Below are 26,256 nucleotides of genomic sequence, written 5' to 3'. Positions count from 1 at the left end.
ATGGTACGGCGGAACTAGAATGAACTGTCCAGAGATTGACCCTGCTAACATTGCAATTAACAGTGGAGCCATAAGATAAAATATAAGACCGAAAAGAATGCCATCCATGAAGCAAAGTTTAGATAGTTCGACCTTTTTTAGGCGAAATAGAACAGCGAAGGATGCCCCGATGTACAAAGTCCATAATGCAAAATATATCATTTCAATGTAATCTTGTGTCGGTCTGTTTGTAGGTGCAATTTATACGTAGAATTTATTTTCTGCGCTCTTGAAACCCAAAAAAACCAGCAGAGACATAGGGTTTCTCCGGCAGCGACGGCAGCGGCGGCACCTTCCAGCCCCCAGTGATCAGAGCCAAGTTTTGCAAGCACAACAGTTACTATGGCGGATGGAAGGAGGCCAGTCGCCATACGACCATGGGCATTTGTGGCCGAAAGCAAGTTCGTGCCAAAAAACCATATTGAGTGAATGCCCATTGCGAGCCCCAAGAGCGCAACTACTATTTGCGGCGGGGCAACCTGACCGCCTGTCCAGATGCCAATCAGGTCCGAACCAAAGACGCCAAAAAACACTGCAGCGGGCACCGCAACGCCCACTAACATGACGGTATTCAGCTTTTCTATTTTCTGGATTGCAGCGTGATCGCCTTGTGCGCTAGCGGCCGACAATTCTGGGACCAGCGCGCGGTTCACGGCGCTGATGACCTGAACGGCAATTCTGCTTACTGTTCGGCTTGTCGTAATGACTGCGGTCGCTGTGGGTGAAATAGCCAAGCCCACGACTAGCGCGACGCCTTGCATATTGAGGGCCAAGGATATCGGTATCGACATTGATCCAAACGCCGGGCCAATCAAGCGCTTGAGAGTCCTTTGAGACGCATGCCTAAACCCGATCGGTAGCCACGAAACCTTGGAGCGCAATAACCCGTACAGCGCCAAAATATCTAATAACCTTATTGCCAGAAGTGCGGTAGCGGCACCGAGGAACCCTCCTCCTAGATAAGCCGCTGCTAGGCTCGCGCATCCCTCAACGAACTGGAATGTGTCGTTCAAAAATGATCCTTGAGCGTAGTTTCCTGTCGCCCGCAGAGCGCCTAAAAAGGATCGTGACAGCAAACAGGCGACTGCGTAAATTGTAAGTATCAAGGCGGTGGATGCGTAAAGCGTGATTGTCGCGTTTCCGACAAACATAGCCGTCCCTAGACAAGCCAAAACCGCCGCCGCGACAACGCCTCCTCCAATTAATAGATTCAGCGCCCACACGCTTTGAAAGGTTTGAACGGCGGTATCTAGTTCGTCTCGTGCCACGTTCATGGCGATGTCATTGGTTGCGGCGGTGGAAAACCCGAAATCTGACAAAGCCAAATAGGTGGGGAGAGCGCTAAGCATGACCCACAGACCATAGTCGCGCACGCCCCAAGCATGGGTAAGCACAGGCACGCTCAGGCCCGTAACGAGCGTTACATAGAGCAGGTTAATGACGTTGGCACCCGCTCCAGCAAAAACGCGCTTGGCTCTAGACATCGCCACAAGCGATCACTGATCGGGTGAGATTCATGCCTGAGCCATCGGATTGACTGGCTCGATCGTTTGCGCCAGCAGCCATTGATAGGCGTTTTCTACGCCGGTCTTGAGTTCGGTCTGCGCTTGCCAATCCATGGTCTTGAGTTTGTCTCCGCTCATCAACTTGCGCATGGTGCCGTCTGGCTTGGTAGGGTCGGTGCAGATTTCGCCGGTGAAACCCACGACTTCGCACACCAGACGGGCCAAATCGATGATGGCTATGTCCTTGCCCGATCCGACGTTGACGTGCTCGAAGTCGGAGTAGCGCTGCATTAGGAAAACGCACGCATCTGCGCAGTCGTCGGCATGCAAGAACTCGCGGCGGGGTGTGCCCGTGCCCCAGATGGTGATGTGATCCGCGCCCGCCAATTTGGCGTCATGCGCCTTGCGGATCAGAGCCGGCAGGACGTGACTGGTGTTCAGGTCGAAGTTGTCGCCCGGGCCGTAAAGGTTGGTCGGCATAGCGCTGATGAAGTCGCAGCCATGTTGTCTGCGATAGGCCTGAGCCAGCTTGATGCCCGCGATCTTGGCGATCGCGTACCACTCGTTGGTCGGTTCTAGAGGGCCGGTCAGCAGCGCGTCTTCCGGGATCGGCTGGGGGGCCAGCTTCGGGTAGATGCAGCTGGAGCCCAGGAACAGCATCTTGCCGACATTGTTGCGATATGCCGCCTCAGTGACGTTCGCCGCAATCATCAGATTGTCGTAGAGGAAGTCGGCTGGGTAGGTGTCGTTGGCTAGGATGCCGCCTACCTTGGCTGCCGCCATAAAAATGACGTCCGGCTTGTTGTCGGCGACGAAGGCGTTGACCTCCGCCGGGTTCTTCAGGTCCACCTCAGCGCGGGTTGCCGTGATGATCTCGCAGTTCTCGCTGGCCAGACGGCGCACGATGGCCGAGCCGACCATCCCGCGATGACCAGCGACCCAAACCCGTTTGCCCGCAAGCGGGAAGATGATCTCACTCGCCATTGCCGCGCTGCTCTTTCGCCACGGCGATCAGGTCGGCGGCGACCATTTCGGCGCACAGGGCTTCCCACTTGGTTTCGTGAGTCCAGCCCAGCTTGGCCTTGGCCTTGGCGGGGTTACCGATCAGCAGGTCGACTTCCGTCGGGCGGAAATAGCGGGGATCGATCTCGACATAGACCCGGCCGGTTTCGGCGCAGACGCCCTTTTCATCGACGCCCTCGCCTTCCCAGCGCAAAGTCACGTCGATCTGGCGGAAGGCATGGGTGACGAAGTCGCGGATGACAGTGGTTTCACCGGTCGCGAGGACATAGTCGTCGGGCTTGTCCTGCTGCAGCATCAGCCACATGCCGCGCACATATTCACGGGCGTGGCCCCAGTCACGCTTGGCGTCGATGTTGCCCAGGAACAGCGTCTCCTGGAAACCGTGCTTGATGGCGGCGACCGCACGGGTGATCTTGCGCGTCACGAAGGTTTCGCCGCGCAGAGGGCTCTCGTGGTTGAATAGGATGCCGTTGGAAGCATGCATCCCATAGGCCTCGCGGTAGTTCACCACGATCCAATAGGCGTACATCTTTGCCACGGCATAGGGGCTGCGCGGATAGAAGGGCGTCGTTTCCGACTGCGGCACTTCCTGCACCAGGCCGTAAAGTTCCGAGGTCGAAGCTTGATAGAATTTCGTCTTCTTCTCGAGGCCGAGAATGCGGATTGCTTCGAGGATGCGCAGCGTGCCGATGCCGTCGGCGTTGGCGGTGTATTCCGGCGCCTCGAACGACACCTGGACGTGGCTCATGGCCGCCAGATTATAGATCTCGTCAGGCTGGGTTTCCTGAATGATGCGGATCAGATTGGTCGAGTCCGTCAGGTCGCCATAATGCAGGATGAAGCGCGGATCCTTCTCGTGAGGGTCCTGATAAAGGTGCTCGATCCGGGCGGTGTTGAACGACGAAGAGCGACGCTTCACTCCATGGACGATATAGCCTTTCTCCAGAAGAAGTTCTGAAAGGTACGCGCCATCCTGTCCCGTCACGCCCGTGATGAGTGCGACCTTACCGTTCAATTCTGTAGCCATGGTTTCCTCGAATGCAGCTTCACCCCAAGCGCTGCCGTGGGCTACATAACAAGGTGCATTCAAGAGGGCCATTCAAATTGCTGCGGCGCACATCTACCTCTCTGCTCGAGATGAAAAATCTGCACCGCTCGTTGCACCTCAGTATTCATTCTATCACAGTCATACCATCGACCTTTGATGATGGAGGGACGCCGGTCCAGTGCCATGTCTCTGGTGCGTGTTGCAGCGCCTGAACCGTCTGTCTTGGCGTTGCCGGAATGCCAACAGGCACGGGAAAATCGGTGCCGGAAGGCACGAGGTTCAAGGTGAAGCGATGTGGAGAGCCGGTGAAGTTGACCTCGACAATAACTTGGCGGCGTGTGCCTTCCGAGATCAGCAGTTGATCAGCGAAGACATAACCGCCGAAGGCGGCGCCTGGATCGATTGCCGTGGTTTGCAGCACGTGTCGCCCCCAAACAGACATGGCATGGCGCAACCGGTTTTCGATTGTCGCTGAATCTACCGCGTATGATCCGGTCGCTGGGCGATATGCGATCTGGCGGCGCCCCGAATTATTATGTCGCCCGCTTCATCTTGATCGCGCTGTATACGAGTATGCGTCATGCGCGCAGCTGAACCTGCTCTGCATGGGGAACGCTGAAGCAGGCTTCGTCGATCTTCACGACAATCGCATCTATGGCGCGGCAAGCCTGAGCGCGAGACACTCAATCGGCGTCGTCCCTGCACCATTCCCGAGCGGCGGCTACCGCATTTACAGCGCTGGCGTCGTCTGACGACCCATGGGACTTGCGGCCACGCCGACGAGATCATTCAGCGTCAGAAGGTGGGCTTTGGTCTGCCTTCCGACTCGCCCAGTTGGATGAAAACGGCGCGCCGCGCACGTTCAAACACACCTGCATAATCTGGTTGTTGCGGGAAAGCGTGTTGACCTGGATGTGGCGAAGTTCACGTGCACTGGCGAGGCGCTGATCCGCCGTGTCTATGGCACCCCTGCCCTGATCACATGGAAGGGGTGCGGAACGCCGTAAGTCGGCGCCGCTGATTGGCAGCGGCGTTTGTTGCTGTCGGAGACAGATCAGAACTGCGTCGGCGTCCCTGGAGCGCCATCACAAATCCGCTCCCACGTCGCTTCAAAGACCGTCCCTATGAGACCGCCTTCGTCATTGATGCGGCCGGACGCCTCTCCGCGATCGGAAACGCTAGAATGGAAACGTCTGAAGCCGGTCATTCCGCCGTAAACGTTCTGGCTGTTCACTTCGCCACAGAAGGTTGTTGTACCGAGGCTGTTCACGTGTCTCCGGACGTTCCGGAACTGCGCTGAGCCTGGCTCGCGCAGTCGATTTGTGACGGCGCTGCGGGCGGCGGTGCGGATTTGGGTCGCAGTCCAGTTCACTCGGGGCGTTCGAGCGCGCTCGGCGGCCACCTGACGATCATACTCGCCAGAGGCCAAGCGGTCGATCCGGTCCATAATGCTGCCGCGTGAGGGGCTTGTCTGGGCGGCAACGGGGCGAGGTTGTGGTTGCCCGGACAGCAAGCTGAGCACCATTTCTTCTTCCCCAGGTTCCCAGCCGCGAATGACAGGCGGGATCGCCATGTAGGACTCCACGCCTGCGTTCGCCGGGTCGCGCAGAAATTGTCGGATGTCGGAATCGGTGCGGCAGACTTGCGCCAAACGGACTTCTCTGTAGCTGCAGGTTTCTGGATTGCCTCTCGCGCTGCTGGGCGAGGCGATGCCTATGGCGGCAATGGCGACGGCCGCTGCCATGGCGATTTGAACCCTACGAATACGATACCGCTTGGACATGCTCAACTCCCTCTGAATGGGATCTATCTTGCCTATCAAGCATTACCAGAAAGTTAGGCAAGATAGTTCCTAGAGCCGAGCGCGACTGTCGGCGCCCATGGAGCGATGCGGTGGGAAGATCGAGTCGGCGCGAATATTAGGCGATTGCGCAAGACCAAGGGGCTGAGCCAGGAGGCGCTCGCTCATGAGGCTGGCATGGCTATGCGCTATCTCGCCGGGATCGAGCGGGGCGAGGAAAACCCCAGCTTGGCGTTCCTTGTGAAACTGTCGGATGCGCTTGGCGTGCAGCCGGGTCGTCTGTTCGATCTGGAATAGGGTCGGCGCTGACGCGAAGCTGTGATGGCAGCCTTAAGGGCAATCGGCTCCAAGTCGTTCCCTAAGGTTCTTATGACTTTTTCGGAGCCTCCAGCCTCCCGGACCATGGCCTTGAAGGGCATTTCGAACGCATAGGCGATCAACACGAAGAAGGCTGGCCAGGATAAGCTAGGCGCGGTCCACGGCCGGAAGGGGGGCGGCTGGGGGTGACCCCCCCAGCCCCTGCCGCCCCCCTTCCGGCCGGGCCTACGAGTCATCGTTCGTGCGTATCGTGACTTAGGTCCAAAGTCCCCGATTTTTCCAAAGCGATTTCAAGTGCCTACGGTAACGTGACTCTGTTCGGTCCGCCTCGACCTACCCATTTCACGCGCATTGTTGCACTGCACAACGGCAATCGTGACTCTAAAACGCCCCCGATTTCGAGAAAAAGTTCAATAAAATCAGTAAAACGCCAACCTGCCTCTGGCGGCTAACGTGACTCTCCCTCCGAAACCCCGTTTCGCCATAATCGCGCCTCATTTCCTCCGATTTGAGCGCTCAACACCCGTTTCCAGGCGCCGGCCGGCCGATCTGGCGCTTTTCGGCTATCGTGACTCAACAGGAGGGAGTCACGTTACCCCTGGAGTCATAGATGGCTGCTAAAGTGACTCCTGAATTCAGGCTGCGTCAGGGTTTGGGCGGCGCCGATGAATTTCGTGACTCCTTTTGTGGGGGCATGGTTTCCGTTTTGGCGTTCGTTCGCCGACGCGCCAGTGCGGGTTGTTCCGGTGACGCTAATCGCACCCCAGACCCCAAGTCCGCCCAAGCGGGGATGAAGATCACCCCAGCTGAATGAAGGATGGACACCATCAGTTTGGCATTTGCGGTGTTCACCGGCGCCGGGCCATTGCCAGACTCAGCGCGCTTGATCGTGTTCGGCGCCAGTCCGGTGCGCTCGGCCAGATCTAATACAGACATGTTCACCAATCCTCGGGCGGCCCGCAACTGGGCGCCGGTGGGGTGATCGGCGGGTTTCGTCCTTGGGGTGCTCATAATTCAATTTGACTCTTTAGCCTAAGTTTGAATTCGTGGACTCATTCTGAAGATGGAGTCTTAAATGACTATTTACGATCCGCCCAACCCTTCCTGCTCGATTCACGGCAAACGCCTTCAGCGCTCGGCTTGCGCAACGTGCAACGCCACGTACATGCGCCGCTATCTCAAGGTTCAGCGGCGTCTGGTCCCTGCCGTCGCGCTCCATAGTCGCGCCCGCCAGCGTGCAGCCCGTCGCGGACTGCCGTTCGATCTGGAGGTGCGCGACATCATTGTACCTACGATCTGTCCCGCTTTGGGCGTGCCGCTCGTTATTGGCGAGATGCGGTCGCCCTATTCGCCATCTCTTGACCGCATACGCCCAGCCCTCGGTTATGTTCGCGGGAACACCCGCGTCATCTCCGACCGAGCCAATCGCCTGAAGGGCGCCCTGGACATTAACGGGCTGATCGAACGTGCTGTGACTGCCGTCGATCAGCGTCGTGCCGATTATGCGCGACTGGTCGAATACCTCGACCGGGAACTCCTGCTCGCCGAGGTGCGGCGTAAGGCGGCGCTGGCGGGGCGCGCCGGTGAGGAATGGGCAAAGGTGGCCAAATTCTTGGAAGCGGCGTTCATACGCGCGGATTGGAAGCGCTGATGACCTGGTGTGAATGTCGTCCGCAGGGCTTGCTGCGCCACTTCGTGGGGCCTGAAGTCACTCAAGGGCGCCAGCGTGTTTTCGTCGGCTCCAGGCCGTCGGAGGATGGTTGGACCACGGCGATCATCAAGATCGAAGGCTGTACAGATGCGGCTGAAGCCGTCTGGCTCGGTCAGCGCATTCGGTCTGACATCATCGAGCATATCGCCATCACCAACGACGAGGTGACACCGGTGGAGGCCGCTGGAGTCGAGTCTGGCTTTAGCGCCATTGGTGCGGGCTGGACTGTCGCCGTCTTTGTGATTTTAGCCACGCAGGAGCAGGCGGCCGACTTGTGCGATTTTCTCACGGCCTATGCTTCAGCAGGCGAATAGAGGGTGTTCTTGAATGGCGCTACGGAACATTCCTTTACAATAACAATAGGTTAAATGGCCATTCCCATTGCAATCTCCGCCACATGTGCTATTTCTGTGTGAACAACGTTCTTCCCCGGCCGTGACGACAGTCGGGGAAGGCGTCGCTCAATCCCGAGCCTTGATATCTATCTCCAGTCGTCGAATGCCCAATCGTCTCCCCTCGCCATTTTCCCCTGACGCAGCGTCAAAAGACTGGTCCCAGCTTAAGGCTGCCGCCTTCTACCTGCTGCCTCCTGAACAGATGGATCAGGAGGCTCGGCCATCTCCAATCCCCACCGCTTGGCCGCTTCTTCTTTCGAAGGAGCAGTTGTGCGCATACCTGGCGCTATCTTGGTCAACCATCTCCAAGATTTGCACCGTGGCCCCCATCGATGTTGGCGTCAGTGTGGTCCGGTATAGTCGTGTTCAAATCGACGAATGGGTTGCAGGTCTGCCCTCTAAGCCCACCAAGCGCGCGGCAGCAGGAAGGGCGAGTCTTCCGGACCCAGAATTCGAAAGCAGCAAGAGGCGGGCCTCTGCATTGGACAGGGTCCGGGCACGCACGACTCTTCGTCGCCATGATCAAGGTAGTCGTCGCTCAAGTGGTGAGGGACGCAATGAACCAGGTTAGGTACGTCCAGCGCATCCGACGCCGGACTGGGGTTGTTGATCTCTATTTTCGCAAAGGGGGGCACCGCGAAGGGCCTCTGCGGTCGCTGGATGGGTCTTTGGAGTTGAAGGCCGAGGTTGACGCCATTCTTGCTCGGATCGCCCGAGCGCACGCAGCCCAGACGCCGAAAGCGGGAACCGTCGGCGGCGCCATCCAACGCTACAGGAAGTCGGCCGATTTTATCCGCCTAGCCCGATCAACACAGAAGGAATACGAGCGTCTGCTTCGTGAAATCGAAGCCGATGTCGGCGAAGTCCGTCTCGAAGAGATCGATACGGCATGGATTACAGAGTTGCGCGATCTCTGGGCGCCGCGCGGCTACAAGGCCGCAAATGACCGACTGCAAGTTCTAAAGAACGCCTTGGCGCCGACGGTGAATGATGAACGGATAAAAGCGGACCCGTTTTTAAAGCTGAAGAAGTTGGCGCCGCCGCACAGCGCCGATGAGGTGAACCTCGCCTGGACAGACGAGGAAGTTGACGCGTTCATCGCGTTGGCCCTCCAGCGCAAAATGCCGGGCTTGGCCCGTGCTGTGGCTCTTGGGCGCTGGGCCGGCTTTCGTCGGGGAACGATCTGCAATATTCCCCTGAACGCTAGGGTTCTCGCCCAGAATGAGGACGGCTTGCCTCAACGTCGGCTCTACTGGACGACGGAGAAGCGCAAGGTCTTGTGCGACAAGCGGGAAGACGGCCGTCTCTCGGCGCTTTTGGAAAGCACGCCTGCAAAGGCCCTCACCATCGCCTACGACCAAAAAGGTCAACCCTGGAAGCAACGGGCTTTGAATCAGGCGGTCGCCCGCCTGATCGGCGCGCTTGCCCAATCCGGCCACGCTCGTCCCAATCTCTCACCGCATGGCCTACGTCACGCCCGTGGGCTTGAACTGGCGTACGCAGGTGCGTCGGATGCCGAGATCATGGCGCAACTTGAACATTCCTCTGAACGCGCGGCGAAGATTTACCGTCGACAGGCCGAGCGTCGCCGCATGGCCGACAGTGGGCAGGATCGAGTCGATAATGTCGTCGCGATCAAGGCACAGAGAAAGCGGTCCTCGAACAGGGCGTGAACGCAGGCTGTAACGAAGGCTGTAAAATGACTGTAACAGCGCGGCCTTTCGGCTGCGGGCCAACTACTAAGTCATTGAAAAGAATGGCGCACCCGAAGAGATTCGAACTCCTGACCCCCAGATTCGTAGTCTGGTGCTCTATCCAGCTGAGCTACGGGTGCGCATTCGCCTTTCAGCGAAGGGGTGTCTTTAGCGTCTGGTTTGGGAAGCGCAAGCCGCTGTTTAGATTTTATCTGGTTCGGGCGGGTTGGCGTGTGCGGTCGTAAGGCTTAGGTCGGTTGAAAGCCGTGCAGCCGTAAGGATTTTCATGCGTCTCGACCGTCGTTTTGCCGCCGCCTTGCTGGTTCCGGCGATGCTGACCGCCTGGCAGGCGGCGCCTGTCTCCGCCGTAGCCCAGAGCGCTGTTCAGGCGCGTTCGGCGCAGGTTCAGCCGATCCAAGCCCGCGCCGTGCAGGCGCGGGGGCCGTTGGTGGCGGCGGCCAATCCGTTGGCGGCGGAGGCGGGCATGGCGGTGCTGCGGCGCGGCGGGTCGGCGGTGGATGCGGCGGTGGCGGTGCAGGCCGTGCTGGGTCTGGTCGAGCCGCAGTCGTCGGGCCTGGGGGGCGGCGCCTTCCTGATGGCCTATGACGCGGCGACGGGCGAGATCACCTCTTACGACGGGCGCGAGACGGCGCCGTCTTCGGCGACGCCAGAGCTGTTCTATGAAGACGGCAAGCCTCTGAGCTTTGTCGACGGCGTCCTGTCGGGCCGTTCGACCGGGGCGCCGGGGGCGGTGGCCATGTTGGCCATGGCGCAGAAGGATCATGGCAAGCTGGCGTGGCGCGACCTGTTCGGGGACGCCGAACGGCTGGCCCGCGACGGCTTCGTGGTCAGCGCGCGTCTGGCGGGCATGATCAACAGCAATGCGCCCCAGGCCAGGACGGCGTCGGCCAGCGCCTATTTCACCAAGCCGGACGGCACGCGTTATCAGGCGGGCGATGTCCTGAAAAACCCCGCCTACGCCCGCACCGTGTCGCTGTTGGCCGAGCAGGGGCCGGGCGTCTTTTACGGCGGCGAGATCGGCCGTGACATCGCCGCGGCTGTGGCGGAGGGGCCGCGTCCGGGTGGCCTGACCGCAGCGGACATCGCCGCCTATCGGCCGCTGCGTCGTGACGCCCTGTGCCGTCCGTACCGGGCCTATGTGATCTGCGTGCCGCCGCCGCCGTCCAGCGGCGTGGCCGTGCTGCAGCTTCTGGCCATGGCCGAGAAGACGCCGGACATCGACAAGGGCGCAAGCAGCCCAGAGGCCTGGGTCGCGCTGGGGCGGCTGCAGCGTCTGATGTATGCGGATCGTGACCGCTACATCGGCGATAACGACTTTGTCGGCGTGCCGCTGGCGGGCCTGCTGGATTCGGACTATGTCGCCAGTCGCGCGGCTCTGGTTCCCGAGGTGAACGGTCCGGTCCCGGCGGGCCATCCGACGGGGGCGCCGCCGGTCGGCGTGGACGCGACGGCAGAGCCGGGCGGCACCACCCATTTCGTCGTCGTAGACGCCTGGGGCAATGCGGTCAGCATGACCACGACGGTTGAGAGCCTGTTCGGCAATGGGCGGCTGGTCGACGGCTTCTTCCTGAACAATCAACTGACCGACTTCTCGTTCACGCCCAGCGAAGACGGTCATCCGGCGGCCAATGCGGTGGCGGCGGGCAAGCGGCCGCGTTCATCCATGACGCCGACGCTGATCCTGGATCGTCAGGGGAACCTGGTCGGCGCCATCGGTTCGCCGGGCGGCTCCAGCATCCTGGCCTATGTGGCCAAGGCCCTGGTCGGGGCCATCGACTGGAACCTGCCGATGCAGGAGGCCATCGCCCTGCCGAACCTGGTGGTGCGCGGCGCCATGGTCGGGGCGGACACCGAACAGATGTCGCCCGAGATCCAGGCCGCGCTGGCCGAGGCAGGCATGCCGCTGCGGCCCAATGCGACGGAGACGTCCGGTCTGCACGGCATGATCTGGCGCAACGGCGCCTGGGACGCGGGCGCCGATCCGCGTCGCGAAGGCGTGGTGCTGACGAAGTAAGCGGACTTAGCGGCGGGGTCTGATCGACAGCTGGAAGGCGATCAGGCCTTCGCTGACGTCGGTGTCCAGGCCGTTCATGCCGCGCAGGCCCTTGCCGGCGTCGATCTCGCGATAGACCACCCCGAACGAGGTCTGGATGTCTCCGCGCCGATAGGCCACGCCGACCGAGGCGTCGCCCAGGAAGGAGCCGCGATCGCGGTCCTGCGCCACGCCTGAACGGGCATAATCGCCGTCACGCGTGCGGGCGAAATTATAGCCCACCGCTCGGCCCGACCCGGCGGCGTAGATGAACCAGCGGGCGCGTTCGCCGAACCTTTGCTGACCGCTGGGGGCCAGTCGATCCAGACCCTCGCCGATCTTCAGGGTGGCGCCGGCTTCGGCCGATCCGCCGTCGCTGCCGACGCCGAAACCGGCGTGAGGCGTCAGGCTGACTTCGAGGCCCGACGGGGTGTGGCCCCTGGCGCCCCGGAAACCGCGCACATAGCGCAAGTCATAGGCGCTCTGATCCAGTTCGACGTCGTCGCGCGGCGTGACGGGCAGGGGAGAGCCGTCGGCGCGGCGCAGGCGGCCTGCGGTCTCCAGCGTTAGGCGGTCGGCGGCGACATTGCGGTCGATCCAGACGTCGCGGCGCGTGGTGACGGCAAGGCCATCGCCCTCGGCGGGACGGAAGGCGGTGGGAAACTCGACCACAGGGCCGAAGCGGGCGTCGGGCAGGACGTCGAACCGGGTCTGGTCGGCCAGGCGCGCAGGCGCGGCGGCGTCGACATCCGTGACTGGGCCGTCGTCAAAGCTGTTGGGGGCCCAGAGCTGGGTGTGGGCGTCAGCCGCGCCAGCCACCGCCAGCACGCCCCCCACGCCGAATATCCAGGCCGCGATGCGCATTCGGTCTCCCTACCGTCCGCTGACCCTGACCCTGCACCAGATAGGCAGGGAGTCCAACGGAGATTTTGACACGGTTTCGTCACTTTTGAACGACGCCGCACGGCAAGGGTTCCCCCAAAGCGAAAGGGCCCCGCTTTCGCGAGGCCCCTGAAGTGGGTCTGAATGTCGGCCTTACTGGCAGGCCAGGCACTCGTCGTAGTCGGTCTTGGGCATGGAGAAGAGGTCCGGCTGGTTCGGATCCAGCACCTCCTCGGCCTTGTCCTCGGCGCCCGCGAAGGCGGCGCGCTGGACCGACTTGGAGCGCAGATAATACAGCGACTTCACGCCGCGCTCCCACGCCGACCAGTGCAGCATGTGCAGGTCCCATTTGTTGACGTCGCCGGGGATGAACAGGTTCAGCGACTGGGCCTGGCAGATTTCCGGCGCGCGGTCGGCGGCCAGTTCGACCACCCAGCGCTGGTCCAGTTCGAAGGCGGTCTTGAACACGCCCTTCTCGTCTTCGTTCAGGGCGTCGATGTGCTGAACCGAGCCTTCGTGCTCCAGGATCGAGTTCCAGACGGCCTCGGTGTTGATGCCCTTCTCGTCGAGCAGGCGCTCCAGATAGGGGTTCTTGACCGCGAACGAGCCGGACAGGGTCTTGTGCGTATAGATGTTGGCCGGGATCGGCTCGATGCCCGCCGACGTGCCGCCGCAGATGATCGAGATCGAGGCGGTGGGGGCGATGGCCAGCTTGTGGCTGAACCGCTCCATGACGCCGCGGTCCTGAGCGTCCAGGCAGGGGCCCTTCTCTTCGGCCAGGGTGCGGCTGGCCTTGTCGGCCTCGCGGCGCAGATGCTTGAACAGGCGCATGTTCCACGACTTGGCCATGGCGCTTTCGAAGGCCACGCCCTGACCCTGCAGGAAGGAGTGGAAGCCCATCAGACCCAGACCCACCGAACGCTCGCGCTTGGCCGAATAGACGGCGGCGGCCATGGCGGGCGGGGCGCGGTTGATGAAGTCCTGCAGCACATTGTCCAGGAACCGCATCAGGTCCTCGATGAAGCGGGGCTCCTCGCGCCACTCCAGGAAGGTCTCGGCGTTGACCGACGACAGGCAGCAGACGGCGGTGCGGTCCACGCCCAGGTGGTCCTTGCCGGTGTGCAGCATGATCTCGGCGCACAGGTTCGACTGTTTGACCTTCAGGCCCAGGTCGCGCTGGTGCGGCGCCATCTGGCGGTTCACCGTGTCCGAGAAGATCAGATAGGGCTCGCCGGTCTGCATGCGGATGTCGAGCAGCTTGGTCCACAGCGAGCGGGCGTCGACGGTCTTCAGGACTTCGCCGTCCTTGGGCGACTTGAGGTCGAAGGAGGCGCCGACCTTCACCGCCTCCATGAACTCGTCGGTGATGTTGATGCCGTGGTGCAGGTTCAGGGACTTGCGGTTGAAGTCGCCCGAGGGTTTGCGGATCTCAAGGAACTCCTCGATCTCCGGGTGATGGATGTCCAGATAGACGGCGGCCGAACCGCGGCGCAGCGACCCTTGCGAAATCGCCAGGGTCAGTGAGTCCATCACGCGGATGAAGGGGATGATGCCCGAGGTCTTGCCGGCGCCCTTGACCTTCTCGCCGATGGAGCGGACGCCGCCCCAGTAGGTGCCGATGCCGCCGCCGTTCGAGGCCAGGGCCACGTTCTCGTTCCAGACGTTCTGAATGCCGTCCAGGCTGTCGCCCACCGCGTTCAGGAAGCAGGAGATGGGCAGGCCGCGATCGGCCCCGCCGTTCGACAGGACGGGGGTCGCGGGCATGAACCACAGGCGGCTCATATAGTCATAAAGGCGCTGGGCGTGTTCGGCGTCGTCCGAGAAGGCGGTCGAGACCCGCGCAAACATGTCCTGATAGCTTTCGCCCGCCAGCAGATAGCGGTCTTCCAAGGTCTTCTTGCCGAAATCGGTCAGCAGGGCGTCGCGCGAACGGTCCACCTGGACCGATTTCACGACCGTCAGATGCGGCTTCTCCGGCGCCTGCGTCCCCGCAACACCTTGGAATTCGGTCGTCTTTAAAGCCTCGCCGCCAGCCATGGTCATCTGCATCCTGAACAAAAAGAGCCTAGAGCCACTTGCGCCAGAACCACATCATCTTGTGGCCGTCGCGCTCCCTGAGCCCACATATAGGGCGCACATGCCTAATAAGCCGTCAACGACTTGACGCCGCCTTTGGGCGCGAATCACTTGGACAAATGATCGCCGACTGGGGACAAAGCCCGGCAGCAAGCCAGCGAACCTCTTGTGACGCTTCCAAGTCACGCGATCACGAACGCGTGATCGGAACGCGCGGCAAACGGAGCCGTTTGGAAACTCGATGAACACGCCCGCCCAACGTCCCTTTTTGACACGCGCACTGACATTGGCGCGCACCGAGATGGCGGCCTTGAGCGCTTTTCTGGTGGCGGCTGTCGGCGTCTTCGCCTTCATCCAGATCGCCGACGAGGTGCGCGAGCCTGGCGGCCAGGCGTTCGATCAGCATGTCCTGTCGCTGATGCGGCCCTATGCCGATGATCCCGGCCGTCCCTGGGGGCCGTGGTGGCTGAAGGAGGCTGCGGCCGACATCACCTCTCTGGGCGGCATATCGGTGCTGGGCCTGTTCGCCCTGATCGTCATTGTCTTCCTGCTGATCCAGAAGAAATGGCTGTCGTCCCTGCTGCTGCCGCTGGGTCTGGTGGGCGGCGTGGGCCTGAGCGAAGGCCTCAAGAAGGTGTTCGAGCGTGAACGCCCGCCCGCCGTCATGCAGGCGGTGGAGACGATCAACGCCAGCTTCCCCTCCGGCCATGCCCTGTTGTCCACGGTCTTCTATCTGACGGTCGCCGTCATGCTGACGCGCGCCTTCCCGCGTCATCGGTTCAAGATCTTTGTGATGGGGGTGGGCATTCTGATGGCTTTTCTGGTCGGGGCGACCCGCATCTATCTGGGCGCCCACTGGGCATCCGACGTGTTCGCCGGCTGGGCCGTCGGCGCCGCCTGGGCCATGGTCCTGTGGCTGATCGCCTATGCGGTCGAGCGAGTGCAGAGGGGCCACGGCGCGGCGCTGCAGGACGAGCGGACCGTGACCGTCACGGCTCCGACCAATGTCTAGGCCCCGTCATGGCTTCTGACGCGGGATAGTCGGCCATCAGACGCCGCAAAGGCGCAGACGGGAGAGACACGCCATGACGAACGCCGCCCTCTATGCCGAACGGCTGAAGCGCGCCGATGAGGCCGCCGCCCTGATCCGATCGGGCGCCAAGGTGGCCATGGGGCTGGGCGTGTCCCAGCCGCCAGCCGTGCTGAAGGCCATCGCCGACCGGGCCGAGCGGGGCGAGGTCGAGGACGTCAATCTGCATTACCTGCTGTCGTGCCGGATCGCGGCGGACACGGTGCTGCGCTACGAACTGATGGACCGCATCCGTCCATGGAGCCTGTTCCACAGCGCCATCGAGCGAAAGCTGGAACAGCGCGCCTTCGAGGAGGGCAGGCCGAACCCGGTCCGTTTCATCCCCACCGGCTTCCAGCAGTCGCCGCGCCTGTTGTGCAACGAGGTCGGGATGGACGCCCTGGTCTGCACCGTGTCGCCAATGGATGAGGACGGCTTCTTCTCCTTCGGCACCAACACCGACTACGCCAAGCCGGTGTCGCAGACGGCGCGCACGGTGATCGTCGAGGTCAATCCGAACATGCCGCGCGTGTTCGGCGACTGCACGATCCATGTCTCGAAGGTCGCGGCGGTGGTCGAGCACGCGGCGCCTTTGGTGGAGGTTCCCAAAGCCGAGCCCCATCCCAACGACCTGATCATCGGCGGCATCATCGCCGGTCTGATCGAGGACGGCGCCACATTGCAGATGGGCATCGGCGCCCTGCCCAACGCCGTTTGCGACGCCCTGCGCGGCCACAAACACCTGGGCGTCCATACCGAGATGCTGACGCCGGGGCTGGTCGAACTGATGCAGGCGGGTGTGGCGGACCACAGCCGTAAGACGCTGCACCCCGGCGTGGGGGTCTTCACCTTCGCCATGGGCGACCGCAACACCTATGACTTCCTGGACGGCAATCGCGGCATGGAGGCGCATCCCGTCTCCTATGTGAACGACCCGTCGGTGATCGCCCGCAATGCGAAGATGGTGTCGGTCAACGCCACGCTTCAGGTCGACCTGACCGGCGCCTGCTGTTCGGAGTTCCTGAACGGGCGACAGTTCACGGCGGCGGGCGGCCAACTGGATTTCGTGCGCGGCGCCCATGCCTCCGACGGGGGCAAGTCGATCATCGCCTGTCATTCGACGGCGGCCAAGGGGGCGGCTTCGCGCATTGTCGCCCGACTGGACGGGCCGGTGACAACGCCGCGCAACGACACCCACATCATCGCCACCGAACATGGCTGGGTGAACCTGAAGGGCCTGTCCAGCGACGAGCGCGCGCGCGCCCTGATCGGGCTGGCCGCGCCGCAGTTCCGCGATGAGCTGACCCGTTCGGCCGTCGAACAGGGTTTGATTTAGGTTCAACCGACATCGCCTCAAATCGTCATTCCGGGGCTGAGCGGAGCGAAGAACCCGGAACCCAGGACCAGGTTCACGCCGCTGAGCACATTGGATGCCAGATGCATGCCTCCTGGGTTCCCGGTTCGCCCTTCGGACGCCGCAGAATGACGAGCGGAGCGGCTGGGGCCGAATGTTGATTGTCTGTCCTTGATTTGAAGCGTTGCGGTTTTATGCCGCACGGTTTTTGGATATGGGCTCAGGTCATGACCGAACCCCTGTTGTCCATCGATCATGTCAGTGTCGTGCGCGACGGTCGTCCCATGCTGGACGACATCAGCCTGACCATTCCCGAGGGGCGTCACACCGCCATTCTTGGCCGCAACGGCGCGGGCAAGTCCACGCTGGTCAAGCTGATCACGCGCCAGCTGTATCCGACGGGCGGGCAGGGCGCCGTGCGCATTTTCGGCCAGACCCAGTGGAATGTGTTCGAGCTGCGCAGCCTGCTGGGCGTCGTCTCTCCTGCCATCCAGACCGACTATGCCGGCGAAGAGGCGCTGGAGGTGTTCGACGCGGTAGTGTCCGGCTTCTTCGCCGCGCGGGGGGTCTGGAACCACGCCGTCACCGAGGCCATGCGCCAGGCGTCGCGCGAGGCGCTGGAGCGGATGGGCGTCACCCACCTGATCGGGCGCCAGATGGCGACTCTGTCGACGGGCGAGGCGCGCCGGGTTCTGATCGCCCGCGCCCTGGTCCACCGTCCGCGCGCCCTGCTGCTGGACGAGCCCTGCGCCGGTCTGGACCCCGCCACCCGCCGCCAGTTCCTGGAGGCCCTGCGCGACGTGGCCCGCTCGGGCGTGACCCTGGTGCTGGTCACCCACCACGTCGAGGAGATCCTGCCCGAGATCGATCATCTGGTCCTGCTGCGCGACGCACAGGTGCTGAGCGACGGGCCGAAATCGGACCTGCTGACCGGCCCGGTCCTGTCGGACCTGTTCGGCATGCCCACGACCGTGGAGAGGCGCGGCGACTGGTCCTGGGCGCATCTGGACTAAGGGGCCGCCTTGTCCAGTCTGGCTTTCGGACGAGAAACCATCCCCAGCTCCCTCCCCAATTTCCTGAGGCGGAACCACTACATATAGCGGTCATGAAAAATGTGATCGCAACATAGGTGATTTACGGCTTGGCGCCGGGGGCGATGCGCCGCATTGTCGGCGCCTCTCCGGTAATGCTTTCAGGTCCCCGTCCGATGAACGCTCCCTCTTCGATCATCCTTCCCGAACGCGCCGGTCTTCTGACCCCGTCCGCCGCCTACAAGCCGTTCCGCTATCCGTGGGCGTTCGACATGTGGAAGAAGCAGCAGCAGGTCCACTGGATGCCCGAAGAGGTGCCGCTGGGCGAGGACGTCAAGGACTGGGCCTCGACCCTGAACGACGGCGAACGCAACCTGCTGACCCAGATCTTCCGCTTCTTCACCCAGGCGGACATCGAGGTTCAGGACAACTACATGGAGCGCTACGGCCGGGTGTTCAAACCGACCGAAGTGAAGATGATGCTGGCCGCCTTCGGCAATATGGAGACCATCCATATCGCAGCCTACGCCCTGCTGCTGGAAACCATCGGCATGCCGGAAAGCGAGTTCGGCGCCTTCATGGAATACGAGGCCATGCGGGACAAGCACGACTACATGGGCCAGTTCGGGGTCGACAGCGACGCCGACATCTGCCGGACCCTGGCCATGTTCGGCGGCTTCTCGGAAGGGGTTCAGCTGTTCGCCAGCTTCGCCATGCTGATGAACTTCCCGCGTCAGAACAAGATGAAGGGCATGGGCCAGATCGTGTCCTGGTCGGTGCGCGACGAAAGCCTGCACTGCGAGGGCATCATCAAGCTGTATCACGCCTTCAATCAGGAGACGGGCGCGGTGACCCCCTCGGTGGCGGATGACATCGTCGACTGCTGCAAGACGGTGGTGAACATGGAGGACAAGTTCATCGACCTGGCCTTCGAGATGGGCTCGGTCCAGGGCATGACGCCCGAGGACATCAAACAGTACATCCGCTTCATCGCCGACTGGCGGCTGCGTCAGCTGAAGCTGCCGGAAGTCTATGGCGTGACCGAAAACCCGCTGCCCTGGCTGCAGTCGCTGCTGTCGGGCGTCGAACACGCCAACTTCTTCGAGGCCCGCGCCACCGAATATTCCAAGGCGGCGACGCAAGGCAGCTGGCACGGCGCCGACGGCGTCTGGACCGAGTTCGACCGCATGATGGCCCGTCGCGACATGAGCCTGGTCGCGGGCTGACCTTGATCTCCATTCAGGCGTAAGCTCTCCCTGCAAAGGGAGAGCGCGCCATGAGCGAAGAGATCGTCTTCTACACCAACCCCATGTCGCGCGGGCGCATCGCCCGCTGGATGCTGGAGGAGGTGGGCCAACCCTACCGCACGGTGGTGCTGGACTTCGCCACCACGATGAAGGCGCCGGACTATCTAGCGCTCAATCCGATGGGAAAGGTGCCGGGCCTCACACATCGCGGCGTGACGGTGACCGAATGCGCCGCCGTCTGCGCCTATCTGGCCGACGCCTTTCCTGAAGCGGGTCTGGCGCCTGCGCCCACCGATCCTCTGCGCGGCCCCTATTATCGCTGGATGTTCTTCGCCGCCGGTCCGGTTGAGGCGGCGGTGACGGCGCGTTCGATGGGGCTTTTGCCGCCCGAAGAGAAGGCGCGGGCCGTGGGCTATGGCACCTTCGATCATATGGTGGACGGGCTGGAGACGGCCTTGGGCGACGGCCCGTGGCTGCTGGGCGAGCAGTTCACCGCCGCCGATGTCTATGTCGGCAGCCAGATCGTCTGGGGCCTGATGTTCAAGACCCTGCCGGAACGCCCGTCGTTTCAGGCCTATGCCGCGCGCCTGAGCAGCCGTCCCGCCGCCATCCGGGCGCGCGAGATCGACGACGCCCTGATCGCGGAGATGAAGGGCAAGAGCGCTTAACGCGGGCGCGGCGCAGGCGCTGCGCAGGCCGAGCGGTCGCCGGACTGGCAGCGTTGAACCTGATCCCGCCAGGCGGCGTAGTCGCGGTCATACTGGTTCTGGGCGGCGCGTGTGGCCTCGGCCTCGGCGCGGGCGCGCTCCTGGGTCTGGCGCAGTTCGACCTGATAGCGGGCGACGGCGGCGTCGTGTTCGAGACGGGCGGCTTCATCCGCCTTGTCGGCCAGGGCGTTCTGGGCGGCGATCTCGTCGTTCAGGGCCTGGGTGGTGCGCAGCTCCTGCTCGGTCTGGGCTGAATCCGGCGCCCGGCGATAGGCCTCGCCCCGCGCCTGCAGCCAGGCGTCACGCGATTTCGGATCATTGGGATCGAGCGTCGGCAGGGGGCGCTGGTCGCGATAGCCGTCAGGCGAAACATAGGGCGCAGGTTGTGGAGCCTGTGAGGTCTGGGGCGAGGTCTGGGCCAGGGCCGGACCGGCTGTCAGGGCGGCGGCCAGGGTCAGGGCCGGCAGGAAGTTGAGCATCATCTGACTCTCCAGGGATCGAGGCGAGGCTGGCCGACCTTGGCCATAAGCCGCTTTGACTGCAACAACGTCTGTCTGACGAAAAGGTGGCGCACGGCCCAGGTTCGCGGCATGGTCGCCCCCTGACGCCATCCGCACCTGAGCAGAAGCCATGATCCTTGCCACCTCGTCCGGCGACTATCCGATCCCCGCCGATGTCGCGCGCCAGTTGCCGAACGTGCCTGCCATGCCGGACCCGAATGCGCCGAACGCCCGGCTGCAGATCGAAGATTTCCGCCACTGGCTGGATGCGTCGCCGGAACACGTCATCAACTATGAGCGGCTGCGGCGCTGGCATCTGGTGCAGGATGAACTGGCGGCGGCGGCCAAGAAGACCGGCGCGCCCTTCGTCGTGTCGGAAGACGGCCTGGAATAGGCCTCAGGCGGGCAGGCGCAGCTCAAAGACCGCGCCGGCCCCATCGCTGTCCACCAGCCGCAGATCGCCGCCGTGCAGGGCCGCCAGCTCGCGTGAGATGGTCAGGCCCAGGCCGGTGCCGTCCGATGCCTTGGAGCTGACGAAGGGTTCGAACAGGCGTTGCGCCAGCCGCGGCGGAATGCCGGGGCCGTCATCGGCGATGCGGATCACCCAGAAACCGTCCTCGGCGAAGGCGCTGACGGTGATGACGCCCTTGCCGCGCTGCTCGGGCGGACGCGCCGGGTCGGCCTCGATGGCCTGACGGGCGTTGCGCATCAGATTGACCAGAATGCGATAGAGCTGGTCCGGGTCAGCCTCGACAGCGAAACGTGGGGCCAGTTGCTTGACCAGCTTCACCCCGTCCGGGGCCAGGCCCGCATCCTCGGCGGCCAGGGTCAGGGCGGCGTTCAGGGGCACGCGGGTCTTCTGCGCCGGGGGCTCTTCGCTCTTGCCGTACTCCAGCACATTGCGCGACAGGTTGGCGGCGCGGCTCAGCGCCCGCTCCAGCCGGGGCAGGGCCTTGGCCACCTGCGGGTCGGCGGAGGTCGCCAGACGCTCGGACGCCATCTGGGCCGAGGTCAGCATGTTGCGCAGGTCGTGATTGATCTTGGCCACCGCCTCGCCCAGGGCGACCAGACGGGCGCGTGAGCGCAGGGACTGGCGCACCTCTTCCTGCATCCGCGCCAGTTCGCGTTCGACCCGGCCGATCTCGTCGTGGCGGTCGGACGGGGTTTCGCCCGCGCTTTCAGGATCGACGGCGAACCGCTCCATCGACCGGGTCACGCGGCGTAAGGGGCGCAGCACCAGCAGGGTCAGGCCGCCGTACAACAGGGCGCCCGCCGTCGCCGAAATCAGCAGGGACACCAGAAGACTGTTCAGCAGAAAGGCCTTCAGCTCCAGTTTCAGCGGCTGGGCCGGGGTCACGATCTCGATGAAGTCGCCGGAGCGATAGCGCGGCTTGGCCTGCACCCGCAGCGAGCGGTCAGGATGGCCGAACAGGGTGCGCCACGGGTCGATCAGGCGCGACCATGTGTTCTCGCGCCGCAGGTCGATCAGTTCGGGCGCGCGGGGCAGGTTGGGGGCCTGCAGCAGCAGGCGCCGCACCCCCTGTTCCGTCAGGGCCACCGCCTGGACCCCGCCGATCCGCATCAGCTCGGCGGCGGTGTCGTCCTCGACCGCCGAATAGGGCAGGGCCTCGACACCGACCGAGGCCAGTTCGGCGGCCTGCAGACGGTCCTGCAGCCAGCGTTCGTGGAAGGCCGCCAGATTGGGAGCCATGATCAGTCCCTCGACCGCAAGGGTGAAGGCCACGGTCAGCAGCAGCAGCCGCGCCGACAGGCCGTCGGGCGCGCGCGGGCGCAGCCGCTCGCGCCAGGCCTCGGTCGTCTCGGGCGAAAGCTTCAGCCGCGCCGCCAATCTGTCGAACAGGGCGCTCATGCGGCCGCCGCGTCTGTCGCACGGCGCGCGCGGACCATCTGAAACAGTTTGATGCCGATGGGCAGCAGCAGGGACAGGAAGACCACGCCCATCAGCGGCCAGAAGAACTCATGCACCAGCATGGGCAGGTCAGGACGCACGCCCGCGCGCAACAGGTCGCCCAACTGCGATCCGATCCAGGTGTAGATGAAGGTCGACGGCAGCAGGCCGATGAAGGTGGCGATGACATAGGGCCGCAGCGGCACCGCCATCATGCCCGCCGTGGCGTTGACCAGCACGAAGGGCACGCTGGGAATGACGCGCAGGGTGAACAGGGTGGTGAAGGCGTTGCGGTCGATGCCCTTGGCCAGCCGGTCCATGAAGCCCGCGTCCGCCGCGAACTTGTCCCGCAGCCAGGTTCCGATCGAGGTGCGGTAGATGCAGTAGATGACGACCGACCCGATGGTGGCGCCCGTCGATTGCGCCAGAGCCCCGACATAGGGGCCGAACATCATGCCGCCCAGCAGGGTCAGGAAGACGGGGCCGGGAATGGTTGAAGCGGTGGCGACAGCATAGACGGCGATGAAGCCGATCAGGGCGATCCACCAGTGGTCGCGCGCATAGGCCTGCAGGCCCAGGCCGTGCTCGCGGATCATCTCCATCGACAGGTAGCGGTTCCAGCCCATGGCGAAGAACAGGACCACAAGCGCGGCGATGGCCACAAGCGGCGCCAGCCGCAGGCCCCATTCGTTCGCCGTTCTTTTCGCCATATGGCCGTCATCCTCGAAATGCCTGTCCACAGAGCGTTGACTCATCCGGACAGGCGACTTATACGCCCGCCCTTCCTGCGGCGGACGCTTCTTGCCCCGTCGCTCCAACCTTTAACGTCAGGAGCCGACCGTGAAGCGGACCTATCAGCCGTCGCGACTCGTGCGCAAGCGCCGTCACGGCTTCCGCAGCCGGATGGCCACCAAGAACGGCCAGAAGATTGTTGCGCGCCGTCGCGCCAAGGGCCGCAAGCGCCTGACGGCGTAAGCGGCTCCGCGTCCGCACATCTGGACGCATGAGCGACCCTTTACAGATCAAACGTCTGTTGCGGCGGCCCCAGTTTCTGGCGGCCGCCAAAGGCGTTTCCGAGGCGCGCGGCGCCGTGGTGATCCAGAGGCTGGAGCGCGGCGACGGTTCGTCGCACATCGGCCTGGGGTTCACCGCCACCCGCAAGGTGGGCGGGGCCGTGGTTCGCAACCGCGCCAAACGCCGTCTGCGCGAGGCTGCGCGCGCCATGCTCGCCGTCCACGGCGTGCCCGGAAGCGACTATGTCTTCATCGCCCGCATGGGCACGACGGAGCGTGCGTGGGACCGTTTGCTTGACGACGTGAAAACGACGCTTACAAGGCTGGCGACACCTAAGGCTGATCGGCCTTCCAACGCCCGCGCCCCTTCCGGCCAGGACCGCCAGAATCCATGAAAAACGAGAATTCGCGCAACACGATCATCTTCATCGTGTGCTCGGTATTGATCCTGGGGATCTACTGGTTGACCGTCCTGCGTCCGCAGGCCGAACGCCGCGCTGTCATTCAGCAGGCGCAGGCCGAGCAGAAGACCCAGACCGACATCAACGCCGGTCAGACCAGCCAGAGCCCCGCAGGCTCGGCCTATGTCGCCGACCGGGGCCAGGCCCTGGCGACGGCGGCCCGCGTGCCGATCCAGTCGGGCACACTGAAGGGTTCGCTGTCGCTGCAGGGCGCGCGCATCGATGACCTGTTCCTGACCGACTACAAGGAAACCCAGGACAAGCCCGAGCCGGTCGAGCTGTTCCGCCCGCAAGGGATGCAGAACGCCTATTTCGCCCAGTTCGGCTGGACCGGCCCCAATGTCGCGGGCGGCGTCCCCGGCCCCAACACGGTCTGGCGTCTGACCAATGGCGCCACCCTGACGCCGACCACGCCGGTCACCCTGACCTGGGATAATGAGCAGGGTCTGCGCTTCACCCGCGTGGTGTCGGTCGACGACAAATACGTCTTCTCGATCCAGGACACGGTTCAGAACCTGGGAACCCAGGCCATCACCATCGCCCCGTACGGCAGCGTCCAGCGTCAGGGCGTGCCGCCCGCAGCCGGTTCGTCGCACATCGTCCACGAGGGCGCGATCGGCACTTTCGGCAAGCCCGGCGCCTATCGCACCGAGCAGAAGAAGTACAAGGACTGGCTGAAAGAGCCGCGCATCGCCAACGCCTCGACGGGCGGTTGGCTGGGCATCACCGACAAATACTGGCTGGCGGCCCTGCTGCCCCAGCAGGACGAGGCGGTCGAAACCGAATTCCGCGTCCGTGACGTCAATGGCGGCCAGCAGCTGGAAGCCAATGTGCTGGGCGCGACTCGCACCATCCAGCCGGGCGCGACCGCGACCGAGACCCAGCGCCTGTTCGCCGGGGTCAAGCGCGCCGAGGTCCTGAAGACCTATGAGGACAGCCTGCACCTGCCGCGCTTCGTCTATGCGATCGACTGGGGCATGTTCTGGTTCCTGACGCGTCCGATCTTCTGGATCCTGGAGAACGTCTATGCGGTGGTCGGCAGCTTCGGCATCGCGATTCTGGCCCTGACGGTCATCGTCAAGCTGGTCATGTTCCCGCTGGCCAACAACGCCTACGCCAGCATGTCCAAGATGCGGAACCTCCAGCCCAAGATGGAGGAGATCAAGAAGCGCTTCAAAGACGATCCGCAGAAGCAGCAACAGGAGACGATGGCCCTGTACAAGAACGAGAAGATCAACCCGGTCGCCGGTTGTCTTCCGCTCCTGCTGCAGATCCCGGTCTTCTACGCCCTGTACAAGGTGCTGACGGTGACCATCGAAATGCGTCACCAGCCGTTCCTGGGCTTCATCCACGACCTTTCGGCGCGTGACCCGTCGTCGATCTGGAACCTATTCGGCCTGATCCCGTGGGATCCAGCGGCGGCGCCCCTGATCGGCGGCCTGCTGGCCGGTCCGCTGCACCTGGGCCTGTTGGCCATCGCCTATGGTCTGACCATGTGGCTGCAGACGGCGATGAACCCGCCGGCCGCTGATCCGGTCCAGCGTCAGATCTTCCAGTTCATGCCGCTGATCTTCACCTTCATCATGGCGCCGTTCGCGGCGGGCCTGCTGGTCTATTGGGCCTGGTCGAACATCCTGACCATCCTGCAGCAGTACGTCATCATGCACCGCTACAAGGCAGAAAACCCCATCGACAGCTTCATCGCCCGGTTCAAGAAACCGAAGCCCGCGTGACCGACGAAACCGACTTCACGCCCGAGGACATCGAGGCCGCGCGCATCCTGTTCGCGCGGCCCGCGACCTTCATCATGGGCGCGGCCAAGATCGAGCAGCTGCCTGATCCCGACCTGCCGGAAATCGCCTTTGCGGGCCGTTCCAACGTTGGCAAGTCCAGCCTGATCAACGGGCTGGTGGGCATGCACAAGCTGGCCCGCGCCTCCAACGAGCCGGGCCGCACGCGCGAGGTCAACTTCTTCGACCTGGACGGAAGGCTGCGTCTGGTCGACCTGCCCGGCTATGGCTGGGCCAAGGCGTCCAAGACCACGGTCAAGAAGTTCCAGGACCTGGGCCGCGACTATTTGCGCGGCCGGGTGACGCTGAAGCGGGTTTATCTGCTGATCGACAGCCGTCACGGCCTCAAGAGCGTCGACGCCGAGGCGCTGGACGCGCTGGACCTGGCCGCCGTCAGCTATCAGATCGTACTGACCAAGGCCGACAAGCTGAAGAAGGGCGAGGGCGAAAAGGTTCAGGAGGCCACGCTGAAGGCCATCTCTAAACGCCCCGCGGCCTTCCCCGTCGTGGCCCTGACCTCGTCCGAGAAGGGCCTGGGCCTGCCCGAACTGCGCGCCGAGATCATGCGCACGACCGGCGCGACGCTGGACTGATTTCGTCATCCTCGGGATCGTTCCGAAGAGGACAGGC

26 protein-coding genes and 1 tRNA gene are annotated in these 26,256 nt (G+C 63.4%); 15 read left to right on the top strand and 12 right to left on the bottom strand.

The window, feature by feature from the left end; genetic code table 11:
* Positions 1-197: 197 nt before the first annotated feature.
* The 5 genes from KWG56_RS14730 to KWG56_RS14710 form a co-directional block, all read right to left on the bottom strand.
* The gene (locus KWG56_RS14730) at positions 198-1,529 is read right to left on the bottom strand and encodes a lipopolysaccharide biosynthesis protein (RefSeq protein WP_219352705.1); all 1,332 of its coding nucleotides are present in this window, start codon (positions 1,527-1,529) and stop codon (positions 198-200) included.
* Between the two features lie 24 nt (positions 1,530-1,553).
* Entirely contained in the window at positions 1,554-2,528 is a 975-nt protein-coding gene (gene fcl, locus KWG56_RS14725) for a GDP-L-fucose synthase (protein WP_219352704.1), read from the bottom strand.
* Positions 2,518-3,594 carry a GDP-mannose 4,6-dehydratase gene (gmd, locus tag KWG56_RS14720; protein ID WP_219352703.1) on the bottom strand — a complete coding sequence of 359 codons (1,077 nt, stop codon included), beginning with the start codon at positions 3,592-3,594 and terminating at the stop codon, positions 2,518-2,520. The genes fcl and gmd overlap by 11 nt, the downstream gene beginning before the upstream one ends.
* Positions 3,595-3,739: 145 nt before the next feature.
* On the bottom strand, positions 3,740-4,036 hold the full coding sequence (locus KWG56_RS14715; protein WP_219352702.1) for a hypothetical protein: 297 nt from the start codon (positions 4,034-4,036) through the stop codon (positions 3,740-3,742).
* Positions 4,037-4,669: 633 nt separating this feature from the next.
* The gene (locus tag KWG56_RS14710; protein ID WP_219352701.1) at positions 4,670-5,398 is read right to left on the bottom strand and encodes a hypothetical protein; all 729 of its coding nucleotides are present in this window, start codon (positions 5,396-5,398) and stop codon (positions 4,670-4,672) included.
* 105 nt (positions 5,399-5,503) lie between these two features.
* Here KWG56_RS14710 and KWG56_RS14705 point away from each other — a divergent pair, with 105 nt between their 5' ends.
* Positions 5,504-5,713: a helix-turn-helix domain-containing protein gene (locus KWG56_RS14705; protein ID WP_201098597.1), complete on the top strand. Its 210-nt coding sequence runs from the start codon at positions 5,504-5,506 to the stop codon at positions 5,711-5,713.
* A 666-nt stretch (positions 5,714-6,379) separates the two neighbouring features.
* Here KWG56_RS14705 and KWG56_RS18995 read toward each other — a convergent pair.
* Entirely contained in the window at positions 6,380-6,745 is a 366-nt protein-coding gene (locus tag KWG56_RS18995; RefSeq protein ID WP_342393751.1) for a helix-turn-helix domain-containing protein, read from the bottom strand.
* A 64-nt stretch (positions 6,746-6,809) separates the two neighbouring features.
* On the opposite strand from KWG56_RS18995, the gene KWG56_RS14700 reads away from it, so the two are divergent.
* The 3 genes from KWG56_RS14700 (at position 6,810) to KWG56_RS14690 (ending at position 9,513) form a co-directional block, all read left to right on the top strand.
* Positions 6,810-7,385 (top strand): hypothetical protein, encoded by a 576-nt coding sequence (locus KWG56_RS14700; RefSeq protein WP_219352700.1) that lies wholly within the window; start codon positions 6,810-6,812, stop codon positions 7,383-7,385.
* Complete coding sequence (locus KWG56_RS14695) at positions 7,385-7,759, top strand: hypothetical protein (protein WP_219352699.1); 375 nt, start codon at positions 7,385-7,387, stop codon at positions 7,757-7,759. The genes KWG56_RS14700 and KWG56_RS14695 overlap by 1 nt, the downstream gene beginning before the upstream one ends.
* A gap of 749 nt (positions 7,760-8,508) precedes the next feature.
* The gene (locus KWG56_RS14690) at positions 8,509-9,513 is read left to right on the top strand and encodes a site-specific integrase (protein ID WP_244999531.1); all 1,005 of its coding nucleotides are present in this window, start codon (positions 8,509-8,511) and stop codon (positions 9,511-9,513) included.
* Positions 9,514-9,597: 84 nt separating this feature from the next.
* Here the strand turns inward: KWG56_RS14690 and KWG56_RS14685 are convergent.
* Positions 9,598-9,674, bottom strand: a tRNA-Arg gene (locus KWG56_RS14685).
* Between the two features lie 146 nt (positions 9,675-9,820).
* Between KWG56_RS14685 and KWG56_RS14680 the strand changes: the two genes are divergently transcribed.
* Entirely contained in the window at positions 9,821-11,569 is a 1,749-nt protein-coding gene (locus KWG56_RS14680) for a gamma-glutamyltransferase family protein (RefSeq protein WP_219352698.1), read from the top strand.
* A 6-nt stretch (positions 11,570-11,575) separates the two neighbouring features.
* Here KWG56_RS14680 and KWG56_RS14675 read toward each other — a convergent pair whose 3' ends face one another.
* Together KWG56_RS14675 and KWG56_RS14670 are read right to left on the bottom strand one after the other, a co-directional pair.
* Positions 11,576-12,451 carry a lipid A-modifier LpxR family protein gene (locus KWG56_RS14675; protein ID WP_219352697.1) on the bottom strand — a complete coding sequence of 292 codons (876 nt, stop codon included), beginning with the start codon at positions 12,449-12,451 and terminating at the stop codon, positions 11,576-11,578.
* Between the two features lie 171 nt (positions 12,452-12,622).
* Positions 12,623-14,512 (bottom strand): ribonucleoside-diphosphate reductase subunit alpha, encoded by a 1,890-nt coding sequence (locus KWG56_RS14670; protein ID WP_219352696.1) that lies wholly within the window; start codon positions 14,510-14,512, stop codon positions 12,623-12,625.
* A 334-nt stretch (positions 14,513-14,846) separates the two neighbouring features.
* Between KWG56_RS14670 and KWG56_RS14665 the strand changes: the two genes are divergently transcribed.
* The 5 genes from KWG56_RS14665 (at position 14,847) to KWG56_RS14645 (ending at position 19,914) form a co-directional block, all read left to right on the top strand.
* Complete coding sequence (locus tag KWG56_RS14665) at positions 14,847-15,557, top strand: phosphatase PAP2 family protein (RefSeq protein WP_244999749.1); 711 nt, start codon at positions 14,847-14,849, stop codon at positions 15,555-15,557.
* Positions 15,558-15,630: 73 nt separating this feature from the next.
* Positions 15,631-16,950: an acetyl-CoA hydrolase/transferase family protein gene (locus KWG56_RS14660; protein ID WP_219352694.1), complete on the top strand. Its 1,320-nt coding sequence runs from the start codon at positions 15,631-15,633 to the stop codon at positions 16,948-16,950.
* A gap of 245 nt (positions 16,951-17,195) precedes the next feature.
* A complete protein-coding gene (locus KWG56_RS14655; protein ID WP_219352693.1) occupies positions 17,196-17,981 on the top strand; it encodes an ABC transporter ATP-binding protein in 786 nt (261 codons plus the stop codon).
* A 194-nt stretch (positions 17,982-18,175) separates the two neighbouring features.
* Positions 18,176-19,225 (top strand): ribonucleotide-diphosphate reductase subunit beta, encoded by a 1,050-nt coding sequence (locus KWG56_RS14650; RefSeq protein WP_201098622.1) that lies wholly within the window; start codon positions 18,176-18,178, stop codon positions 19,223-19,225.
* A gap of 50 nt (positions 19,226-19,275) precedes the next feature.
* Positions 19,276-19,914 (top strand): glutathione S-transferase family protein, encoded by a 639-nt coding sequence (locus tag KWG56_RS14645; protein ID WP_219352692.1) that lies wholly within the window; start codon positions 19,276-19,278, stop codon positions 19,912-19,914.
* On the opposite strand, the gene KWG56_RS14640 is transcribed toward KWG56_RS14645, so the two are convergent.
* Positions 19,911-20,435 (bottom strand): hypothetical protein, encoded by a 525-nt coding sequence (locus KWG56_RS14640; RefSeq protein ID WP_219352691.1) that lies wholly within the window; start codon positions 20,433-20,435, stop codon positions 19,911-19,913. The two genes, KWG56_RS14645 and KWG56_RS14640, sit on opposite strands and share 4 nt — an antisense overlap.
* A gap of 148 nt (positions 20,436-20,583) precedes the next feature.
* Here KWG56_RS14640 and KWG56_RS14635 point away from each other — a divergent pair, with 148 nt between their 5' ends.
* Positions 20,584-20,847, top strand: a complete 264-nt coding sequence (locus KWG56_RS14635) for a hypothetical protein (protein WP_201098627.1) — start codon at positions 20,584-20,586, stop codon at positions 20,845-20,847.
* Positions 20,848-20,850: 3 nt separating this feature from the next.
* On the opposite strand, the gene KWG56_RS14630 is transcribed toward KWG56_RS14635, so the two are convergent.
* Positions 20,851-22,323 (bottom strand): sensor histidine kinase, encoded by a 1,473-nt coding sequence (locus tag KWG56_RS14630; protein WP_219352690.1) that lies wholly within the window; start codon positions 22,321-22,323, stop codon positions 20,851-20,853.
* Complete coding sequence (locus tag KWG56_RS14625; protein WP_219352689.1) at positions 22,320-23,072, bottom strand: TVP38/TMEM64 family protein; 753 nt, start codon at positions 23,070-23,072, stop codon at positions 22,320-22,322. Before KWG56_RS14625 ends, KWG56_RS14630 begins: the two co-directional genes overlap by 4 nt.
* Positions 23,073-23,202: 130 nt before the next feature.
* On the opposite strand from KWG56_RS14625, the gene rpmH reads away from it, so the two are divergent.
* Genes rpmH through yihA form a run of 4 tightly spaced genes read left to right on the top strand, consistent with a single transcriptional unit; the run spans position 23,203 to position 26,219 of the window.
* On the top strand, positions 23,203-23,337 hold the full coding sequence (rpmH, locus tag KWG56_RS14620; protein ID WP_003164000.1) for a 50S ribosomal protein L34: 135 nt from the start codon (positions 23,203-23,205) through the stop codon (positions 23,335-23,337).
* Between the two features lie 28 nt (positions 23,338-23,365).
* A complete protein-coding gene (gene rnpA, locus KWG56_RS14615) occupies positions 23,366-23,770 on the top strand; it encodes a ribonuclease P protein component (protein ID WP_219352688.1) in 405 nt (134 codons plus the stop codon).
* A complete protein-coding gene (gene yidC / locus KWG56_RS14610; protein WP_219352687.1) occupies positions 23,767-25,569 on the top strand; it encodes a membrane protein insertase YidC in 1,803 nt (600 codons plus the stop codon). Before rnpA ends, yidC begins: the two co-directional genes overlap by 4 nt.
* The gene (gene yihA, locus KWG56_RS14605) at positions 25,566-26,219 is read left to right on the top strand and encodes a ribosome biogenesis GTP-binding protein YihA/YsxC (RefSeq protein WP_201098633.1); all 654 of its coding nucleotides are present in this window, start codon (positions 25,566-25,568) and stop codon (positions 26,217-26,219) included. The genes yidC and yihA overlap by 4 nt, the downstream gene beginning before the upstream one ends.
* The last annotated feature ends 37 nt before the right edge of the window (positions 26,220-26,256 follow it).

This window comes from Brevundimonas nasdae (assembly GCF_019395145.1).
GTDB lineage: Bacteria > Pseudomonadota > Alphaproteobacteria > Caulobacterales > Caulobacteraceae > Brevundimonas > Brevundimonas nasdae.
Note: the sequence above shows the minus strand (reverse complement) of the source record. Positions and strands in the feature narration are given on the sequence as shown.

What these genes read in the sequence shown, in the direction of transcription:
- fcl (WP_219352704.1), bottom strand. Translation starts at nt 2,528, where the DNA reads ATGGCGAGTGAGATCATCTTCCCGCTTGCGGGCAAACGGGTTTGGGTC.
- gmd (WP_219352703.1), bottom strand. Translation starts at nt 3,594, where the DNA reads ATGGCTACAGAATTGAACGGTAAGGTCGCACTCATCACGGGCGTGACG.
- KWG56_RS14710 (WP_219352701.1), bottom strand. Translation starts at nt 5,398, where the DNA reads ATGTCCAAGCGGTATCGTATTCGTAGGGTTCAAATCGCCATGGCAGCG.
- KWG56_RS14705 (WP_201098597.1), top strand. Translation starts at nt 5,504, where the DNA reads ATGCGGTGGGAAGATCGAGTCGGCGCGAATATTAGGCGATTGCGCAAG.
- KWG56_RS18995 (WP_342393751.1), bottom strand. Translation starts at nt 6,745, where the DNA reads ATGAGCACCCCAAGGACGAAACCCGCCGATCACCCCACCGGCGCCCAG.
- KWG56_RS14700 (WP_219352700.1), top strand. Translation starts at nt 6,810, where the DNA reads ATGACTATTTACGATCCGCCCAACCCTTCCTGCTCGATTCACGGCAAA.
- KWG56_RS14695 (WP_219352699.1), top strand. Translation starts at nt 7,385, where the DNA reads ATGACCTGGTGTGAATGTCGTCCGCAGGGCTTGCTGCGCCACTTCGTG.
- KWG56_RS14680 (WP_219352698.1), top strand. Translation starts at nt 9,821, where the DNA reads ATGCGTCTCGACCGTCGTTTTGCCGCCGCCTTGCTGGTTCCGGCGATG.
- KWG56_RS14675 (WP_219352697.1), bottom strand. Translation starts at nt 12,451, where the DNA reads ATGCGCATCGCGGCCTGGATATTCGGCGTGGGGGGCGTGCTGGCGGTG.
- KWG56_RS14670 (WP_219352696.1), bottom strand. Translation starts at nt 14,512, where the DNA reads ATGACCATGGCTGGCGGCGAGGCTTTAAAGACGACCGAATTCCAAGGT.
- KWG56_RS14665 (WP_244999749.1), top strand. Translation starts at nt 14,847, where the DNA reads ATGGCGGCCTTGAGCGCTTTTCTGGTGGCGGCTGTCGGCGTCTTCGCC.
- KWG56_RS14660 (WP_219352694.1), top strand. Translation starts at nt 15,631, where the DNA reads ATGACGAACGCCGCCCTCTATGCCGAACGGCTGAAGCGCGCCGATGAG.
- KWG56_RS14655 (WP_219352693.1), top strand. Translation starts at nt 17,196, where the DNA reads ATGACCGAACCCCTGTTGTCCATCGATCATGTCAGTGTCGTGCGCGAC.
- KWG56_RS14650 (WP_201098622.1), top strand. Translation starts at nt 18,176, where the DNA reads ATGAACGCTCCCTCTTCGATCATCCTTCCCGAACGCGCCGGTCTTCTG.
- KWG56_RS14645 (WP_219352692.1), top strand. Translation starts at nt 19,276, where the DNA reads ATGAGCGAAGAGATCGTCTTCTACACCAACCCCATGTCGCGCGGGCGC.
- KWG56_RS14640 (WP_219352691.1), bottom strand. Translation starts at nt 20,435, where the DNA reads ATGATGCTCAACTTCCTGCCGGCCCTGACCCTGGCCGCCGCCCTGACA.
- KWG56_RS14635 (WP_201098627.1), top strand. Translation starts at nt 20,584, where the DNA reads ATGATCCTTGCCACCTCGTCCGGCGACTATCCGATCCCCGCCGATGTC.
- KWG56_RS14630 (WP_219352690.1), bottom strand. Translation starts at nt 22,323, where the DNA reads ATGAGCGCCCTGTTCGACAGATTGGCGGCGCGGCTGAAGCTTTCGCCC.
- KWG56_RS14625 (WP_219352689.1), bottom strand. Translation starts at nt 23,072, where the DNA reads ATGGCGAAAAGAACGGCGAACGAATGGGGCCTGCGGCTGGCGCCGCTT.
- rnpA (WP_219352688.1), top strand. Translation starts at nt 23,366, where the DNA reads ATGAGCGACCCTTTACAGATCAAACGTCTGTTGCGGCGGCCCCAGTTT.
- yidC (WP_219352687.1), top strand. Translation starts at nt 23,767, where the DNA reads ATGAAAAACGAGAATTCGCGCAACACGATCATCTTCATCGTGTGCTCG.